This window comes from Thauera sp. ZXT1-4 (assembly GCF_052598215.2).
Genome location: NZ_JBQWSN020000012.1, coordinates 40920 through 58557, shown reverse-complemented (window position 1 = coordinate 58557; position 17638 = coordinate 40920). Strand labels below are relative to the sequence as shown.

Genomic DNA, 17638 nt, shown 5'->3' with positions numbered 1-17638 from the left:
TCCGGAGCAGCGCTCCGGCACACACCTAGACGGCCACAGGCCGCAACCCGGGTTGGAGACACCTTAGATGGCGAAATACCTCAAGACCGCTAAAGGGCAGGAGGAGATCAACTCGCGCACGCATGGGCTGGGCCTGCGCGCGCGACGCGTACTGATCCTCGTGGACGGTGAGCGTGACGCGGACGTGCTTGCAGCAATGAGCGGGGCACCCGATGTCGAGGACGTGCTCACGGTGCTCGTGGAAGGCGGCTTCATCGAAGCGAGCGTGGCGCCGCAAGCAGCTGCCACGGCGAGCGCTGCGGTGGTGGAGCCGATCCCGGCCCCGAAGGGCGCGGGCGCCAGCGCGGAGAAGGTAAGGATGGCGCGCGACTTCATGATGAACACGCTGCGTACCTTCCATGGTCCGTACGGCAAGCTCGACCTCGTCAAGCGTATCCATTCGTCCAATGCCGAGGACGAACTTCATGGCCTGTTCGACGAGTGGCTGGTTTCGATCACCGAAACCAGTATCGGGCGCAAGCGCGCCGACGAGCTTTCCGCCCGCTTGCGCGGGGTGCTGGCCGGGTCCTGATCCGGGCCGGCGCTTCAGCGCGGCAAGGTCAGTGCAGTTGCCTGATCTGCGGGCGAGCCGCCCGGCGTCCACTGCAGCAGGCCTAGCAGGGGCGCAGCGATGCGCTGGCGAAGCGCCTCCACGTTCTGCTCCCGGCGCAGCATTTCCGCATCGACACAGTTGCCGATCCAGCCGGCGAGCGTCAGCCCGCGATGTGTGATGGCTTCGACCGTCAACAAGGCGTGGCTGAGACAGCCCAGGCGCAGGCCGACCACCAGGATCACCGGCAGCGCAAGCTCGACCGCGAGGTCTGCGCTGTCATAGTCCTCCGCGAGCGGCACCTTGAAGCCGCCCACGCCCTCCACGAACACGACATCGGCCTGCCTGCGAAGCGCCGCAAGCGCATCGACCACCGGAGCCGGCTCAACCCTGCGGCCTTCCTCCGCCGCCGCGATGTGGGGCGCGATGGGTGCAGCGAAACAACACGGATTCAGCCGCTCCAGCCCGGGGTCGAAGCTGCCGGCCGCGCGCAACGCGGCCACGTCCTCATTCAGGAGAACGCCGTCGACCCGTTCGGCGCCTGCAGCCACCGGTTTCATGCCGAGGGCGCGCAAGCCTTGGTTACGTGCGGCCTGCAGCAGCGCACAGGTGGAGAAGGTCTTCCCGATTCCGGTGTCGGTGCCGGCGATGAACCAGGCGGGGGCGAGGCTTGCGGTGCCGGCTGGCGGGGTCATGCGCCGTCTCCGATCGGGGGGTTTGCGATCAGGGGTTTGCGTAGTGCGAGCAGAATGACATCGTAGGTCGCGGGTAGCAGCCCGTCGCTGCGCCGGTGGCGTTCGTACTGTGCCTGCAGTTGCATCCACGCCGCACGTCCGAGCGCTTCGCGCCGACGTCCATGGTCGACCGTCGCCGCCCCGATTGCCTTGATGTCGCGCAGCAGGCTGCGGAGGTCTTCAGCGCAGGCGTACATGGGCCGCGTGTCGAGCGCTTCTACGGCGAGCCCGGCAGTGGTCACGTCCTGAACCCAGCGGCTCGCGGGGTGGAATTCGATCGTGTGGCGAGCGTCGTCTATGCTGGCGAACGCATCGCGCAGTTCGTGCAGCGTTGCAGGCCCCAGCGTTGCGATCAGCGCGACACCGCCAGGGGCCAGTACGCGCGCGCATTCCGCCAGTGCACGTGCAGGATCGCACCACTGCATGGCGAGGCTGGACCAGACCATGGCAAGGCAGGCGTCTGCGAGCGGCAGGTGCTCAAGGTCGGCACACACGGGCATCAGGGTGGGGGTACGGCTGGCCGCCTGCGCGCCGTGCCGGCTGCGTGCGCGCTCGAGCATGGCGGGCGCGAGATCGAGCGCGAGCAGCGACGCACCCGGGCAGAGAAGCTCGATCGCTGCCTGCCCGAACCCGGTACCGCAGCCCGCATCGAGCACCCGCGCGTTCGGGCGAGGAGTGGTCGCAGTGGCGGTTTCGCGGCCGAAGACCTGCAGGGCCTGGCAGATCGCGCGCTGTATCTCCGCTGCGGCGTCGTAGCCGTCGGCGGCCTGGTCGAAGGCCCGGCGGATGCGGTGGCGTCGCACGCGATGTGCGCTCAAACGCACACGATCGTCGGTCGCGGCGGGATCGTCGCGCGAGGCCTTATCCATGCATGAAGCGCTCGATCAAGCGGGCGCAGTCCGCAGCATGCGACAAGGGCAGCGCGTGTCCGCCGGCCGGAAGGCGCGCCAGCTGCGCGTCGGGGAGGGCCTGCGCCAGCATTCGAGCGGCGGCAACGGGCATCAGCGCATCGTGTTCGCCGTGGATCAGCAGGCAGAGCTGTCGCACCTGCGCAAGCACTGGACGCAGATCCGCGCAGGCGAGCAGCTCGAGTCCGGCGCGCAGGCCGGCATGTTCGCCCGTTCCACCGCGGTGTTCCGGGGCGAGACAGGATTCGAGCTGGCCGGCAAGTACCTTGCGTGTGGCCTCACCCAGGCACTGCAGGGCGAGAAAGCGCCGCAGCGTGGCCTGTGGCGATTGCGCGAAGCCGCTGCAAAAGGCGCCCACGGTTTCCGCCGCCAGACCGGGCCATACCGTCGCGGGTTGCGCTACCGCTGCAGTGTCCGGCACCTCGGCCACGAAGCGTGCGGTGCTTGAGATCAGCACCAGTCGGGAGACACGCGTGGGATGGCGCGCAGCGATGTCGAGCGCGAGCAGGGCGCCGAGCGACCAGCCCACGAGGGTGGCCTGCTGCGGCAAGCGTGCGAGCAGGGCGTCGGACCAAGCGGCGAGCAGATCCTCAGGCGCGGCATGGCGCGCGGGTACGGCGCCGGCGTGCCCGGGCAGCGCAGGCGCCAGCACCGGCCGGTCGCCCAGCAGCGCGCGCAGCGGCGCCCACACTGCGGGCGACATCGCCCAACCATGAAGGAGGACAAGCGGCGGCGCTTCGCCGCGCGTGTCGTGCGAAGGCAAGCTGGCGTTCATGGGGTGAGGCGCTGTTCAAGACCGCACAAGGTTTCTGCCAGGCAGCGCACATCGTCCTCGCTGTGGGCTGCACTCAAGGAGATGCGCAGACGGGCCGTGCCCGCCGGAACGGTCGGCGGGCGGATTGCCGGCACCCAGAAGCCCGCCGCCTCGAGTGCGGCGGCGACTGCGAGGGCCTCGGCGTTGTCGCCGATCAGCACCGGCTGGATCGGCGTACGTGAGTCCATCAGGCGCCAGCGCACGAAACGGGCACGACTGCGCAGACAGGCGATCAGGTGTGCGAGCCGGTCGCGGCGCGCATCGCCGTCCTCGATCAGTTGCAGGCTCTCGAGCAGCACGTGCGCCAGCGCAGGGGGGGCACCGGTGCTGAAGAGATAGGTACGCATCTTCTGCAGTAGCCATTCGATCAGTTCTGCCTGACCCGCGATGAAGGCGCCTGCCACCCCGGCGGCCTTGCCGAGGGTTCCGATGAGCACGATACGCCAGGCTTCGGGGTGGGTCAGCACGCCCGCTTCGGCCAGTGCGCCGCGCCCTTGTGGTCCGAGTACGCCGAAACCATGCGCGTCATCCACGACCAGCCAGGCATCGTGGCGGGCTGCGAGCGCGAGCAGCGCGGCAAGTGGGGCTACGTCACCGTCCATGCTGAACACGCTGTCGGTGACGATGGCCTTGTGCCGCGCCGTGCTGCTGGCGAGCAGGTGCTCGAGCGTGGCCAGGTCGAGGTGGGGGTAGCGGCGCAGCTCGGCACGCGAGAGCAGGGCGCCATCGACCAGCGAAGCATGGACCAGGCGGTCGGCGAAGATTGCGTCGCCACGTCCGAGCAAGGCCGGCAGCACACCCGTGTTGGCCATGTAGCCGGTGGACAGGTAGAGCGCACGTTCGCAGCCCACGAAGCGTGCGAGCGCAGTCTCGAGCGCGTCGTGCACCGTGTAGTGGCCGCTCACCAAATGGGAGGCGCCGGCGCCGCTGCCCCAGCGTGCTGCACCGGCAGCCAGCGCCGTGGCGAGCCGGGGCTCCGCCGCAAGGCCCAGATAGTCGTTGCTGCAGAAGGCCCGCCGCGTGCCGCCATCCACGTTCGCCTGCGGTGCGCAGGGCTGCGCGTTGCTGCGCCGGCGCCGGCGCAGCGCGTTCTGATCGAGCGTGGCGAGTCCGACGCGCAGATCGTCGAGCAGGCTCATTGGATTGGCGTTGCCAGCATCGGCGTGCAGGCGAGTGGGGCGCAGACGAGTGGGGCGCAGACGAGTGGGGCGCAGACGAGTGGGGCGAACATCGGGGGCTTCACGCGGCCTCCCGATGGAGCGCTTCGGCGAGTGCCGCGGCCGCGCCGTCGGCGAGGTGGGCGATGTCCGCCTCATCCAGGATGTAGGGCGGCATGAAATAGACCGTATTGCCGATCGGCCGCAGCAGCACACCATGTTCCAGCCCGGCGGCGAAGAAGCGGTGTGCGAAGCCGGACGGTGCTTCGGCCACGTCGAAGGCTGCGATCATCCCGGTCTGACGCAGGTGGCGTACCGCGGCCTGGCTGCCGAAGCGCTGCGCAAGCGCCTCGCCCAGGAGGCGGGCGCGGCTGCGGTTGGCCTCGATCACCCCGTCCTCGGCGAAGATGTCCAGGGTGGCGAGCGCAGCGCGGCAGGCGAGCGGATTGCCGGTGTAGGAGTGCGAATGCAGGAAGGCGCGCGTGCTGCGGTCGTCGTAGAAGGCGCGGTAGATCTCGTCGCGGGTGAGCACCAGCGAGAGCGGCAGGTAGCCGCCGGAGATGCCCTTGGAGAGGCACAGGAAGTCCGGCCAGCCGACCTCGGTGTCGGGCCCCTCCGCAGGGCCGGCAACCTGCTCCCAGGCGAAGAAAGTGCCGCTGCGGCCGCAGCCGACCGCGATCTCGTCGGCAATCAGGTGCACGCGGTAGCGTTGGCACAGGGCGCGCGCCCGACGCAGGTATTCGGCGTCGTACATCACCATGCCGGCCGCACCCTGCACCAGCGGCTCGACGATCAGCGCCGCAATGCCCTCGTGGTGGGCTTCGAGATGGGCTTCGAGCAGGTCTGCGGCATGGTGCGCGAGTTCGGCCGGCGTCTCGCCCTCTCGCACCCGGCGGGTGTCCGGGCACGGCACGGTGTCTCCTGCGCGCACCAGGGGTGCGTAGGCGTCACGAAAGACCGGCACGTCGGTCACGGCCAGGGCGCCGACCGTTTCGCCGTGGTAGCTGCCGGCAAGGCTGAGAAAGCGGGTCTTGCCGGGGTGCCCCGCATTGCGCCAGTAATGCACGCTCATCTTGAGCGCGATCTCGGTCGCCGATGCGCCGTCCGAGGCGTAGAAAGCGTGCCCCAGCCGATGGCCGGTGAGCGCTGCCAGGCGCTCGGACAGCTCGACTACCGGGGCATGGGTGAAGCCGGCCAGCATGGCGTGTTCGAGAGTCTCGAGCTGCGCGCGCAGCGCAGCATTGATGCGCGGGTTGCAGTGACCGAACAGGTTTACCCACCACGAGCTGATGCCATCCATCAGCCGGCGCCCCTGCGCGTCGATCAGCCATGCCCCCTCTCCGCGCACGATGGGCACCAGCGGCAGCGTCTCGTGCGTCTTCATCTGGGTGCAGGGGTGCCAGACGGCGGCGAGCGAGCGGGCGAGCAGGTCTTCGGTGCGGGACATCCGGATACGGTCGGCTTGAAAGGGCGCCCATGTTGGGCAAAGGGGGTAGGGCTGTCAATTGTCGATGGAGGGGCGGTGTGGAGGCCGGCGGTGAAGAGGGGCGAGGGTGCTGGGGCATGAAGGGTTGGAGAATCGGGGCATGAAGGGATGGGGGATGGGGACGGCACGGCCGCGTGGAGGGCGGTCTGGGTGATGACGCGCCGGATCCGATTCGCGTTAACATTCACCGGGTCCGGCCTCCGTGCCGCTTCCGCGAAGATTCTGCACATGCTCCTCGTCATCTCTCCGGCAAAAGCGCTCGATTTCGAAACGCCACCCGTCACGTCAACCCATACCCAACCCGATTTTCTCGACGATGCGGCCGAACTCATCTCCGTGCTGCGCGACTATTCGCCGGCACAGGTCGCCGAGTTGATGTCCCTTTCCGACGCGCTCGCGAGCCTGAACGTGGCGCGCTATGCGAGCTGGTCGCGGCCGTTCTCTCCCGCCAATGCGAAGCAGGCGGTGCTCGCTTTCAATGGCGATGTATACGAAGGCCTGGATGCGGCGAGCCTGTCGGCCGAGGATCTGGCCTGGGCACAGGATCATCTGCGCATCCTCTCCGGCCTGTATGGCGTGCTTCGTCCGCTCGACCTCATGCAGCCCTACCGGCTGGAGATGGGCACGCGGCTCGCCAGCCCGCGCGGAAAGAACCTCTATGAGTTCTGGGGCGAGCGCATCACTGCCGAACTCAACCGACTGCTGTCCCGCGAAGAGCAAGCGGGCCGCGAGCGGGTGCTGCTCAACCTGGCCTCGGACGAGTACTTCAAGTCGGTGAAGCCGAAGAAGCTGAACGGGCGCATCGTCACGCCGGTGTTCGAGGACTGGAAGGGCGGGCGTTACAAGATCATCAGCTTCTACGCCAAGCGCGCGCGCGGACTGATGAGCCGCTACGTGATCCGCAAGCGGATCGATGCGCTCGATGCGCTCGAGGGTTTCGATCGCGAGGGCTATGCGTTTGCGCCCGAGGCTTCGGAGGCCGACCGGCTGGTCTTCCGTCGCCGCGAGGTGTGAGGCGATGAAGATCAGCTGCGCCTTCGATTCGGGTGCGATCGAGGTTCTCAGCCTCGAAGACCCATCCAACATCCGCCTGCGCTTGCGCAGCGACAACGCGGCCGACTTCCACCAGTGGTTCCATTTCCGGCTCACGGGTGCCGCTGGCAAGCCTGTGCGCATGGTGTTCGAGAACGCGGCCAGCGCCGCCTACCCGGAGGGTTGGCCGGATTACCGATGCGTGGCCTCCTATGACCGCCAGAACTGGTTCCGCATCGCCACGACCCGCTACGAAGACGGGGCGCTGATCGTCGAGCATACGCCCGAGCGCGACACCCTCTATTACGCGTATTTCGAGCCCTATTCGCACGAGCGCCATCTCGATCTGCTCGGGCGGGTGGAGCAGTCGCCCTATGCCCAGGTACGCAACCTCGGCAGCACGGTCGAAGGGCGCGACCTCGACCTGATCGAGGTCGGGCGGCCTTCTCCGCGGCGCGTGCCGCTGTGGATCATCGCCCGCCAACACCCGGGCGAGACCATGGCGGAGTGGTTCGTCGAAGGTCTGCTCGAGCGCCTGCTGGACGGCGCGGACGCAGTGGCGCGCAAGGTGCGCGAACACGCCGTGCTGTACATCGTGCCCAACATGAACCCGGACGGCGCAGTGCGCGGCAACCTGCGCACCAATGCGGCGGGCTGTAACCTCAACCGCGCCTGGCGCGAACCCGACGCGGCGACGAGCCCGGAGGTGCTGCGGGTACGGTCCGAGATGGAGCGCACCGGCTGCGAGCTATTCCTCGACATCCACGGCGACGAGTCCTTGCCCTATGTGTTCTTCTCTACCGCAGAAGAGGTGCCGGGATATGGTGCCGAAGCGCTCGAGGCCCAGGCGCGCTTCATCGAGTGCTTCGCTGCGGTGAGTCCGGACTTCCAGACGCACGAGGGCTACAAACCCGGGCGCTTCGCGGACGAGCTGCTGACGCTCGCGAGCAAATGGGTGGCGCACCGCTTCGGGTGCGTTTCGCTGACGCTGGAGATGCCCTTCAAGGACAACGCCAACCTGCCCGATGGGCACGTGGGCTGGAATGGCGCACGCAGCAAGCGCCTGGGCGCGGCGATGCTCAATCCGATCCTGCGCCATCTGGAGGCCGGGCGCGCAGGCTGAACGAGCCCGCCCGGGCGATTGGGACAACCCACCCGGTCTTCAGCCCTTGCTTCCCAGTTCTGCGAGGATGGCGGTGGCGCAGGCCACACCCGAACGCACTGCGGACTCCAGCGTGGCCGGGTACTCCGAATCCAGGTAATCCCCCGCCAGCCAAAGGCCGGGCAGCGGCGTGCGCAGTCCCGGGCGCAGGATGCCCGGCCGGCAGGCAAACGTGGCGCGCCGCTCGACGATCACTTGCGACCACTCCGGGGCGGGGAGCCGCCGGCCAAGCTGGCGTTCGAGCTGGGCATGCACGGCCAGGATGAGCTCGTCGCGCGCCAAGGCTTCATGTGGGCCGTGCGCACTGATCACACAGGACATCAGCCCCTCCGCCCCCCCCAGCTGGCCGCGGTCGAACACCCATTGCGCGGGATCGGCGGGATCGCCTCCTGCGAGGCCGATCATCGGTTCGGGCAAGCGCTCGCCCTTGCCCAGGGCGAGGTAGACGGAAACGATCGGCTCATGCTCCAGCGCATCGATCTGCGCGGCCAGCCGGTCGCAGGCGCCGGTGGACGCAAGCAGCGCGCTGGCATGGTAGGGCGCCGTGGCGACGACGACGTGGCGCCAGGCCTTGCCCTGGCTGTCGCCGCCCAGGGCAAGCCCGCCCGCAACAGGCGAGATCGATTCGATCGCATGGCCGGTGCGCAGCTTGCCGCGGCGAACACCGATGTAGCGCGCTGCCGGGACCGGAAACAGTTCGGACAGGTCGGTGCGCGGCAACAGCAGTTCGCTCGCTGCCGCGCCGGCGGCCAGGCTGTCGCGCAGCACATTGGCAAATACCTGGGCAGAGGATTCCGCCACGGGGGTGTTCAATGCCGCCACGCACAGCGGCTCCCAGATCAGTGTGCGCAGTGCGGGCGTCTGGCGGGTCTCCGAGAGCAGGGCGTCGACATGCATCCCGGGGTCGTCCAGGCGGAAGTTGCGCTTCTTCAGCCAGCGCATCATGCGCAGCATCGCGAGGCGATCCCCCCAGCCGAGTCCCTTTGCACGCAGCAGCCCCACCGCCAGATGGAAAGGGGCGGGCAGGGCGGCCGCCTTCAGGTGCAGGCGGCCGGGGACGTGCAGGGTCAGCGGCAGGTGCGCAAGCTGCTTGGGTGAAACCCCGGTGAGTCGCAGCAGGCGGGTGAGCTCGGTGTACGCGCCGATCAGGATGTGCTGGCCGTTGTCCACCCGCCAGTGGTGGTCCTTGTGCACCACGCGCGCCCGCCCGCCCATGGTGTGCGAGCGCTCGAACACCGTGACGTGCACCCCGGCCCGCGCCAGTTCGACGGCGCAGGCGAGCCCGGCGTAGCCCGCGCCGATGATTGCGACCTCGGGTGCGCTCATGCGCGGAACCAGGTGGTGCCGGCCAGCCAGACCTTGCGCAGCGGGGTCAGGGAGGTGCGGCGGTCCAGCACCTTGAAGCCGTCGGCGGCGATCTCGCGCAGCAGCGTGCGGTAGATGGCGGCCATCACCAGCCCGGGGCGCTGCGCTTTGCGGTCAACCGCGGGCAGGTGGGCGAAGGCCTGATCGTAGAATTTCTCCGCACGCTCGGCCTGGAACGCCATCAGCGCCCTGAAGGGCTCGGAGTAGCGCCCCTCGAGGATGTCCCGAGCCGGGACCTCGAAGCGCTGCAGATCCTCGATCGGCAGGTAGATGCGGCCGCGGCGGGCGTCCTCGCCCACGTCGCGGATGATGTTGGTGAGCTGGAAGGCCAGCCCCAGATCGTGCGCGTACTTGAGCGTCTGCCGGTCCTGGTAGCCGAAGATCTCCGCCGCGAGCAGGCCGACGACGCTTGCGACGCGGTAGCAGTAGAGCTGCAGTCCCTTGAAATCGAGGTAACGGGTCTGGGAGAGATCCATCGCCATGCCGTCGATGATCTCGAGCAGTTGTTCCTGTGGCAGACGAAAGCCCTGCAGCACGTCCTTCAGCGCATGACCGACCGGATGCGTGGGCACGCCACCGTAGATGCGCCCGACCTCCTGTCGCCACCACTCCAGCTTGGTCTGTGCGAGCGAGAGGTCATGGCATTCGTCCACCACGTCGTCCACCTCGCGGCAGAAGGCGTACAGCGCGGTGATCGCCCGGCGCCGCTCGGCGGGGAGGAACATGAAGCTGTAGTAGAAGCTGGAGCCGCTCTTTGCGGCTTTGTCCTGGCAGTAATCGTGCGGATTCATGCAAACTTTCCGTAGTTCAGGGCGCGCCAGCCCAGGCGCAGCCAGTCGCTGCGACCCAGCGTGGGACGGTGGCGGAACACATCGTAGCCGACGGCCTCGATGCGTTCGAGAATGTGCAGGCCGCCGAGCACGACCAGGCGCAGCTCCCAGCCGACCCGGCCAGGCAGGGCGCGCGCAAGCGGGGCGCCTTCGCGCATCAATGTGCGCGCCCGCCCGACCTCGAAGGCGAGCAGGGACTGCCACGGCCCGGTGACCGGGCTGCGGCCCCGCGCCAGCCCGTCCAGTTGTGCCTCGTCGACGCCGAAGCGGGCCATGTCGTCCTGCGGCAGGTAGATGCGCGCCTTGCGCCAGTCGATCGCGACATCCTGGCAGAAATTGATGAGCTGCAGACTGGTGCAGACGGCATCCGAACGGCGCAGGTTTTCCGCGCTGTCGGCACGGTGCAGTGCCAGCATGAGCCGACCCACGGGATCGGCCGAGCACCGGCAGTAGTCGCGCAGTTCGGCGAAGTCGGCGTAGCGTGTCTTGCCGACATCCTGCATGAAGGCATCGAGCAGGTCGCGCAGGGGTTGGACCGGAAGCGCATGCGCCCGGATCGCCTGACCCAGGCGCGCGAACATGGGCGCCAGCTCGGGGTCGCTAACCGCCTGTCCGTTTGCACAGGCCTCCAGCGCCTGACGGTAATCGTGCAGGCGGGCAAGCCGGTCCTGCGGCAGCGCATCGCCTTCGTCCGCCACGTCATCCGCGCTGCGCGCGAAGGCATAGACGGCCTCCACCGGCGCACGCAGGTGCGCGGGTAGAAGCAGGGATGCGACCGGGAAGTTCTCGTAGTGTTCGACCGGCATGGGGAGCGTGGCGCAGACGTCACCGCGGGCCGGTGAGTGCTGTACAGGAGCGCGGAGTATATCGCGCACCAGGCGGCGCTCGGCTGCCGGCAAGTTGTGCGGCATGCATCGCGCGGTGTGCATCGGTGCAACTTTTTGCGGTGCGGGATGACACAATCTCGTCTTCGCGTCGGCGCTTTCCTGCCGCGTTCAATCGGATGTTCTCCCATGCTGGAACTCGTCAGCCTTTCAAAGACGCTCCCCGGGCCGCCGCAGCGCGCCCTCTTCGACCGGCTTTCCCTGCGCGTCGAGGCGGGCGAGTGCGTTGCGATCGTCGGTGAGTCGGGCGTAGGCAAATCGACGCTGCTCAACTGCGTTGCCGGCCTGGAGCCGATCGACGGTGGCAGCATCCGGGTCGGCCCCTCGTCGATCGAGCGGCTGGACGACGACGCGATGGCGCGCCTGCGGCGCAGCCACTACGGCTTCGTGTTTCAGGCCTTCCACATCCTGCCCCATCTGAACCTGTTGCAGAACGTCGCGCTCCCCTTGTGGTTGCTCGACACGCCTGCAGCGCAGGCCGAGGCGAGCGCTCGTGCGATGCTGGAGCGGGTCGGTCTGGGGGCGCGCGCCCTCGATGCGCCACAGCAACTCTCCGGCGGTGAAATGCAGCGCGTGGCGATCGCGCGCGCCCTGGTGCATCGGCCGCACCTGGTGCTCGCCGACGAACCCACTGGCAACCTCGACCCTGGTCGCGCCGCGGACGTGCTCGATCTGCTGCTGGGCCAGATCCGGGACTCGGGTTCGGCGGGGGTGCTGGTCACACACTCGCGCGCAGCGGCCGCGCGTGCCGACCGTGTGGTCGAGCTGCGCATGGATGGCTTGCACGACATCACGGTTCGCGCATGAACGCATCACTGCGCCACGTCTTTCTTGCCAGCCTCCTGCGACGCCGACTCGCCACCGCCTTGTCCCTGCTCGCGATCGCGCTCGGGGTTGCGCTCGGGCTGGCGGTACAACTGATTCACGGCGCGGCGCTCGATGAGTTTGGCCGCGGCATGCGGCTGGTGGCCGGCGAAGCCGATCTGCAACTGGTGGGGCCGCGCGACGGTTTCGATGAGGCGGTGTTCGTGGCGCTGGCGCGGCATCCCGCAGTGGCCGCGGCGAGTCCTATCCTCGAGGTCGAGGCCCGCCTGCCGGGGCGCGAGGACGCCCTGCGCATCCTCGGCGTCGACGTTTTTCGTGTGCTGCGCATGCAGCCGGGGCTGATTCCGCTTGCCGACGATGGAGCAGATGCAGGCGGGCGCTTTGCGGCACTCCAGCCGGGCAGGCTGTTCCTGAGTGACGACGCGCGTGCGCGCCTGCAGGAAGCGGATCGCAGCGGTGATGGTGAGTCGCAGCCACCTGCGATGCGCGAGAACAGGGTGCTGGTGCAGTCCGGCGTGCGCAGCGTTACGCTAGAGGTCGCCGGGCGCGTCCCGGGCATGGCGGGGGTAATCGGCGTGATGGACATCGCGGCGGCACAGCAGGTGTTTGGCCGTATCGGCACGCTGAGCCGCGTGGATCTGAAGATCGCGCGCGGACTGAGCGTGCCTCAGGCCCTCGCTGCGCTGAACCCGGCGCTGCCCCCGGGGCTCGCGCTGCGACCGCCGGAAGCCGCAGCGAGCGAGGTCGGCACGCTCTCGCGCGCCTACCGGGTCAATCTGACCATGCTCGCGGCCATCGCGCTGCTGACCGGCGCGTTTCTGGTGTTTTCGACACAGTTGCTCTCGGTTGCCAGGCGGCGCCGCGAGTTTGCCCTGTTGCGTGCGCTGGGGCTCGAGCGACGCACGCTGATGCGCGGCCTGCTTGCCGAAGGGGCCGCGGTGGGCCTGGTCGGAGGGCTGCTCGGTGTGGCGCTTGGGCACGCGCTGGCCGCCGGCGCCTTTCATTTCGTGGGGGGAGACCTCGGCGCCGGGTTCTTCCGCGGCCTCGTACCCAGTCTGCACTTCGATACGCTATTGAGCCTTTCCTACCTTGTGCTCGGGGTATGCGCAGGACTGGCCGGGACCTGGCTTCCAGCGCGGGAAGCCGCTCGGGTCGCACCCGCACACGCGCTCAGGGCGGGGGAGCACGAGCGCGGCGGGCTGCCGCAAGGACACACCCGCAGCGGGTACGCCGCGGCGATGGTTGCGCTGGCGGTCCTGGCCTGCCTGCTGCCGCCGTTGCGGGGAATTCCGGTTGGCGGGTATGCGGCGGTCGTGTTCGTGCTGGCGGCCGCCGTGCTCGCGCTGCCGGTGATCGCGCGGCGCGTATTGCCTGTGCTCGCGAGAGGGCGCACGGTGATCTGGCGGCTTGCGCATGCGCGCCTTTCGGGCACGCCTGGGCAGGCGGTCGTGGCGGGTGCGGGGGTGATCGCGAGCGTGGCGCTCGCGGTGTCCATGGCGATCATGGTGAGCTCGTTCCGGGTATCGGTCGATGACTGGCTGGCACAGGTGCTGCCGGCCGATCTGTACATGCGTGCTTCGGTCTCCTCGGGCAGCGGATACCTCGATCCGGCAGCGCTGGCAATGATCGCAGCGACCGAGGGCGTGGCGCGCGTGGATACGACACGGCTGATCAACCTGCGCCTGTCGGACGATGAGCCCCTGTTCAGCGTGCTGGCCCGCCCCTCGCAGGGCAACTGGGGGCTGCCGCTGGTCAGCGGTTCCATGGCGCCCCCGGCCCAGGCGGATGGATTGCCGCCGATCTGGGTTTCAGAGGCGGCGGCGGACCGGCACCGGGTTGCACGCGGGGCGGTTTTCGAGCTGCCGCTGGGTGGGCGGATGGTGCGCTTCATCGTTGCCGGGGTGTGGCGCGACTACGCCCGCCAGCACGGTGCCGGTCTGATCGAAAGCGCAGATTACGTGCGCCTGACCGGCGATCAACGGGTGAATGATGCGGCCATCCTGCTCCAGCCCGGTGCGGCGCCGCCGGCGGTGGCCGAGGCCCTGCGCACGCGCTTCGGCGCGGAGCACGTGACGATCGCGCTCCCTGGCGAGATCCGGGCACTGAGTCTGGAGATCTTCGATCGCACCTTCCTCATCACCTATCTGATGGAAGCGGTTGCGGTGATGATCGGGCTGTTTGGCATCGCCACGACCTTCGCGGCGCTCGCGGTGACCCGCCAGGGCGAGTTCGGCATGCTCAGGCACCTCGGCTTCACGCGCGGGGAAATCGGCCACCTGATCGCACTCGAAGGCGCGCTCACCGCGGCGCTGGGGGTGCTCGCAGGCCTTGTGGCTGGGGCGGCGATTGCCTGGATCCTGATCGAGATCATCAACCGCCAGAGTTTTCACTGGAGCATGGAGCTGGCGGTTCCCTGGGGAGCGTTGGCGCTTTTCGTGGCCAGCCTGATCCTGCTCGCGGCGCTGGTGGCCAGGCTCGCCGGCCGCCATGCGATGCAGCGCTCTGCCGTGCTGGCGGTGAAGGCGGACTGGTGAGGAACATGGGGATGCGGATGCTCGGGAAAGGATGGCCTATGGCGGGTAAGGAGAATGCACCGGGCAGGCTGCCGGGGGCCTTGCTGACCTTCTGTGTCGTGGTGGCAGTACTGCTGAACCCCGCGGTCGCTCGTGCGCAGGCCGATAGGGACGATCCGGACTATCCGGCCGTGCGACCCGGAAGCGCTCTTGTGTTTCCGCAGGATTTCGGCGCGCATCCCGCCTATCGCACCGAGTGGTGGTACATCACCGGCTGGCTGCGGGATGAGGCGGGCGAGGCGCGAGGCTTTCAGCTCACCTTCTTCCGGGTGCGCACCCGCATCGGTGAGGGCAATCCGAGCCGCTTCGCGCCCCGGCAACTCGTGCTTGCCCACGCCGCTGTGGCCGATGCCGGACACGGGCGCCTGCGGCATGCCGAGCGCTCGGGACGGGTGTTCCCCGGACTGGTCGAGGCCGAGGAGGGACGTACGTCCGTGCGTGTCGAGGACTGGTTCCTCGAAGGCAGTGCGGACTTGATGGGTGAATACCGGAGCCGGATCGAGGCCGAGGATTTCGCCTTCGAGCTGGAGTTTCACCCGGATCGACCACCGGTGGAGAACGGGCGCGGCGGGTTCAGCCAGAAGGCGCCCGATCCGCTCAACGCCAGCTACTACTACAGCCGCCCACAGCTCGCGGTGCGGGGCACCCTGCGCGTGGATGGGCGGGACCATGCGGTGGAGGGCAGGGCGTGGCTGGATCATGAGTGGTCGAGCGAGATCCTTCCCGAGAATGCGCGCGGCTGGGACTGGGTCGGGATCAACCTGCACGATGGGGGCAGCCTGATGGGCTTCCAGATGCGCGACGCGAACGGACACGCGATCTGGGGTGCAGGCACGGTCGGTGATGCACAGGGCGCAACGCAGACGCTCGGGCCTGAAACCCTGCGCTTCACACCCTTGCGCCACTGGCGCTCGCCACGCACCGGGATCGAGTACCCGGTCGAATGGGCGCTTGAGCTGAAGGACGGGCGCCGCTTCGTCATCCGCCCGCTGCTGGACGACCAGGAGCTGGACAGCCGCGCCTCCACGGGCGCTATCTATTGGGAGGGTGCAGTCCGCCTGTATGCGGTCGAACCCACCGGCGAAGTGCACAAGGAAATCGGCGAGGGCTATCTGGAGATGACCGGCTACGCCGAGCGCCTGCGCATGTGATGGCCCCCTCACGCGATCGCGCTGGCATGCACCCGCGCGCGCGTGACAGACGCCCAAGCGGCCGTGTGCGATGCGATAATGGAGCCCTTCCAATCTGGGCAGGAATGGCATTGTGATCCTCGTTACGGGCGGCGCCGGCTTCATCGGCGCAAATTTCGTACTCGACTGGCTGAAGGGTAGTGATGAGCCGGTACTCAACCTGGATGCCCTCACCTACGCGGGCAACCTCGAGAACCTGGCTTCCCTGCAGAACGATCCGCGCCACGTGTTCGTGCATGGCGACATTTGCGACCGGCCGCTGCTGGACCGCCTGTTCGCCGAACATGCGCCGCGGGCCATCGTGCATTTTGCGGCGGAGAGCCATGTCGATCGTTCCATTCACGGGCCGGGCGCGTTCGTCCGCACCAACGTGGAAGGCACCTTCACCCTGCTCGAAGCCGCGCGCGCGTACTGGTCCGGGCTGCCCGCGAATGCGCGCGAGGGATTTCGCTTCCTGCACGTGAGCACCGATGAGGTCTATGGCTCGCTGGGACCGAACGATCCGGCCTTCACCGAGACCAAGACCTACGAGCCGAACAGCCCGTACTCGGCGAGCAAGGCCGCCAGCGACCATCTGGTGCGCGCCTGGCATCACACCTACGGATTGCCGGTGCTGACCACCAACTGCTCGAACAACTATGGTCCCTGCCAGTTTCCGGAGAAGCTGATCCCGCTGATGATCGTCAATGCGCTCGCAGGCAAGCCCCTGCCGGTGTACGGCGACGGGCTCAATGTGCGTGACTGGCTCTACGTGGGGGACCACTGCAGCGCGATCCGCGAGGTGCTCGCGCGCGGGCGCAGCGGGGAAACCTACAACATCGGTGGCTGGAACGAGATGGCCAACATCGAGATCGTGCGTACCGTATGCGGGCTGCTCGATGCCCTGCGGCCTGATCCAGCCGGAAGCCGTGAGCGGCTGATCGCCCACGTAACAGACCGCCCCGGCCACGATCGCCGGTACGCGATCGACGCACGCAAGATCGAGCGCGAGCTCGGCTGGCGCCCGGCGGAAACCTTCGCGAGCGGCATCCGCAAGACCGTGGAATGGTATCTCGACAATCCGGCATGGCTGGCGAACGTGCAGAGCGGCGCGTATCGCGACTGGGTCAGCCGCAATTACGCCGAACGTGAGGCCGAGCAATGAAAATCCTGCTCCTCGGCAAGAACGGGCAGGTGGGCTGGGAACTGCAACGCGCACTCGCACCGCTGGGCGAAGTGGTGGCGCTGGATCGGCGTGGCACGGACGGACTGCATGGCGATCTCGAGGATCTGCAGGGGCTGGAAGCGACGGTGCGCAAGCTCGCGCCGGGGATCATCGTCAATGCGGCAGCCTATACGGCGGTGGATAAGGCCGAGACGGACGAAGCGCGGGCCCGGCGGATCAATGCCGATGCGGTTCGGGTGCTCGCCACCGAAGCCGGACGGCTCGGCACCCTGCTGGTGCATTACTCGACCGACTATGTGTTCGACGGCAGTGGCGCGCGGCCTTGGCGCGAGGATGCGCCCACAGGTCCGCTCTCGGTATATGGCCGCAGCAAGCTTGCGGGTGAAGAGGCAATTCGTGCGAGCGCATGCCGTCATCTGATCTTTCGCACCTCCTGGGTCCATGCTGCACGCGGGAATAATTTTCCCCGCACCATGCTGCGCCTGGCGGCCGAGCGCGACAGCCTGCGCGTGATCGCGGATCAGTTCGGCGCACCAACGGGGGCCGAGTTGATTGCCGACGTCAGTGCGCATGCGATCCGCGCAGTCCAGGCCGATCCCGGGCTTGGGGGCCTGTACCACTTGGCCGCCGATGGCGAGACCAGCTGGCACGGCTACGCGCAGTTCGTCATCGAACATGCGCGCCAGATCGGGGTGTTACTCAAGGTGCGTGAGATCGTCCCGATCGGTACGCGCGACTACCCCACCGCTGCCGAGCGGCCGCTCAACTCGCGCCTGGACACCGCGCTGCTGCGCAGCCGCTTCGGCCTCCAACTGCCCGACTGGCGCGATGGCGTGGCCCGCATGCTGCAGGAGATCGCGGGGCGGGAATCCAGCGTGTCGTGAAGGCATACCAGAAGAGACTGAAGGAACAGCACAGAGGACG

Annotated in this window: 16 protein-coding genes; 8 read left to right on the top strand and 8 right to left on the bottom strand. The window is 68.3% G+C overall.

The features are described 5' to 3' along the window. Window positions 1-67: 67 nt before the first annotated feature. Window positions 68-571 carry a hypothetical protein gene (locus tag ACUH78_RS11175; protein WP_435749866.1) on the top strand — a complete coding sequence of 168 codons (504 nt, stop codon included), beginning with the start codon at window positions 68-70 and terminating at the stop codon, window positions 569-571. Window positions 572-585: 14 nt separating this feature from the next. On the opposite strand, the gene bioD is transcribed toward ACUH78_RS11175, so the two are convergent. From bioD to ACUH78_RS11150, 5 genes are all read right to left on the bottom strand, one after another. Next, window positions 586-1284 (bottom strand): dethiobiotin synthase, encoded by a 699-nt coding sequence (gene bioD, locus ACUH78_RS11170; RefSeq protein WP_445333488.1) that lies wholly within the window; start codon window positions 1282-1284, stop codon window positions 586-588. Continuing rightward, window positions 1281-2192 (bottom strand): methyltransferase domain-containing protein, encoded by a 912-nt coding sequence (locus tag ACUH78_RS11165; RefSeq protein WP_445333487.1) that lies wholly within the window; start codon window positions 2190-2192, stop codon window positions 1281-1283. The genes bioD and ACUH78_RS11165 overlap by 4 nt, the downstream gene beginning before the upstream one ends. Further along, window positions 2185-3006 carry an alpha/beta fold hydrolase gene (locus ACUH78_RS11160; RefSeq protein WP_445333486.1) on the bottom strand — a complete coding sequence of 274 codons (822 nt, stop codon included), beginning with the start codon at window positions 3004-3006 and terminating at the stop codon, window positions 2185-2187. Before ACUH78_RS11160 ends, ACUH78_RS11165 begins: the two co-directional genes overlap by 8 nt. Further along, the gene (gene bioF, locus ACUH78_RS11155; RefSeq protein ID WP_435749871.1) at window positions 3003-4184 is read right to left on the bottom strand and encodes an 8-amino-7-oxononanoate synthase; all 1182 of its coding nucleotides are present in this window, start codon (window positions 4182-4184) and stop codon (window positions 3003-3005) included. Before bioF ends, ACUH78_RS11160 begins: the two co-directional genes overlap by 4 nt. 100 nt (window positions 4185-4284) lie before the next feature. Further along, the gene (locus ACUH78_RS11150; protein ID WP_445333485.1) at window positions 4285-5649 is read right to left on the bottom strand and encodes an adenosylmethionine--8-amino-7-oxononanoate transaminase; all 1365 of its coding nucleotides are present in this window, start codon (window positions 5647-5649) and stop codon (window positions 4285-4287) included. A 267-nt stretch (window positions 5650-5916) separates the two neighbouring features. Between ACUH78_RS11150 and yaaA the strand changes: the two genes are divergently transcribed. Together yaaA and ACUH78_RS11140 are read left to right on the top strand one after the other, a co-directional pair. After that, a complete protein-coding gene (gene yaaA, locus ACUH78_RS11145) occupies window positions 5917-6702 on the top strand; it encodes a peroxide stress protein YaaA (RefSeq protein ID WP_435749873.1) in 786 nt (261 codons plus the stop codon). Between the two features lie 4 nt (window positions 6703-6706). Beyond that, window positions 6707-7843: a M14 family metallopeptidase gene (locus tag ACUH78_RS11140; protein ID WP_445333484.1), complete on the top strand. Its 1137-nt coding sequence runs from the start codon at window positions 6707-6709 to the stop codon at window positions 7841-7843. A 39-nt stretch (window positions 7844-7882) separates the two neighbouring features. Here the strand turns inward: ACUH78_RS11140 and hpnE are convergent, their stop codons facing one another. From hpnE to hpnC, 3 genes are read right to left on the bottom strand one after another with little or no spacing between them, the layout of a single operon-like run. After that, window positions 7883-9208 (bottom strand): hydroxysqualene dehydroxylase HpnE, encoded by a 1326-nt coding sequence (gene hpnE, locus ACUH78_RS11135; protein WP_445333483.1) that lies wholly within the window; start codon window positions 9206-9208, stop codon window positions 7883-7885. Further along, window positions 9205-10038 (bottom strand): presqualene diphosphate synthase HpnD, encoded by an 834-nt coding sequence (hpnD, locus tag ACUH78_RS11130; protein ID WP_435749876.1) that lies wholly within the window; start codon window positions 10036-10038, stop codon window positions 9205-9207. The genes hpnE and hpnD overlap by 4 nt, the downstream gene beginning before the upstream one ends. Continuing rightward, window positions 10035-10883: a squalene synthase HpnC gene (gene hpnC, locus ACUH78_RS11125; protein WP_435749911.1), complete on the bottom strand. Its 849-nt coding sequence runs from the start codon at window positions 10881-10883 to the stop codon at window positions 10035-10037. Before hpnC ends, hpnD begins: the two co-directional genes overlap by 4 nt. Window positions 10884-11090: 207 nt before the next feature. Between hpnC and ACUH78_RS11120 the strand changes: the two genes are divergently transcribed. The 5 genes from ACUH78_RS11120 to rfbD all read left to right on the top strand — a co-directional run bounded on the left by ACUH78_RS11120 (window position 11091) and on the right by rfbD (window position 17598). Next, window positions 11091-11768 carry an ABC transporter ATP-binding protein gene (locus ACUH78_RS11120; RefSeq protein ID WP_445333482.1) on the top strand — a complete coding sequence of 226 codons (678 nt, stop codon included), beginning with the start codon at window positions 11091-11093 and terminating at the stop codon, window positions 11766-11768. Next, window positions 11765-14320 (top strand): ABC transporter permease, encoded by a 2556-nt coding sequence (locus tag ACUH78_RS11115; protein WP_445333481.1) that lies wholly within the window; start codon window positions 11765-11767, stop codon window positions 14318-14320. The genes ACUH78_RS11120 and ACUH78_RS11115 overlap by 4 nt, the downstream gene beginning before the upstream one ends. A gap of 38 nt (window positions 14321-14358) precedes the next feature. Continuing rightward, window positions 14359-15510, top strand: coding sequence for a lipocalin-like domain-containing protein (locus tag ACUH78_RS11110; RefSeq protein WP_445333480.1), 1152 nt, complete (start codon window positions 14359-14361; stop codon window positions 15508-15510). 112 nt (window positions 15511-15622) lie between these two features. Then, window positions 15623-16693: a dTDP-glucose 4,6-dehydratase gene (gene rfbB / locus ACUH78_RS11105; protein WP_445333479.1), complete on the top strand. Its 1071-nt coding sequence runs from the start codon at window positions 15623-15625 to the stop codon at window positions 16691-16693. Then, the gene (gene rfbD, locus ACUH78_RS11100; RefSeq protein ID WP_435749881.1) at window positions 16690-17598 is read left to right on the top strand and encodes a dTDP-4-dehydrorhamnose reductase; all 909 of its coding nucleotides are present in this window, start codon (window positions 16690-16692) and stop codon (window positions 17596-17598) included. The genes rfbB and rfbD overlap by 4 nt, the downstream gene beginning before the upstream one ends. The last annotated feature ends 40 nt before the right edge of the window (window positions 17599-17638 follow it).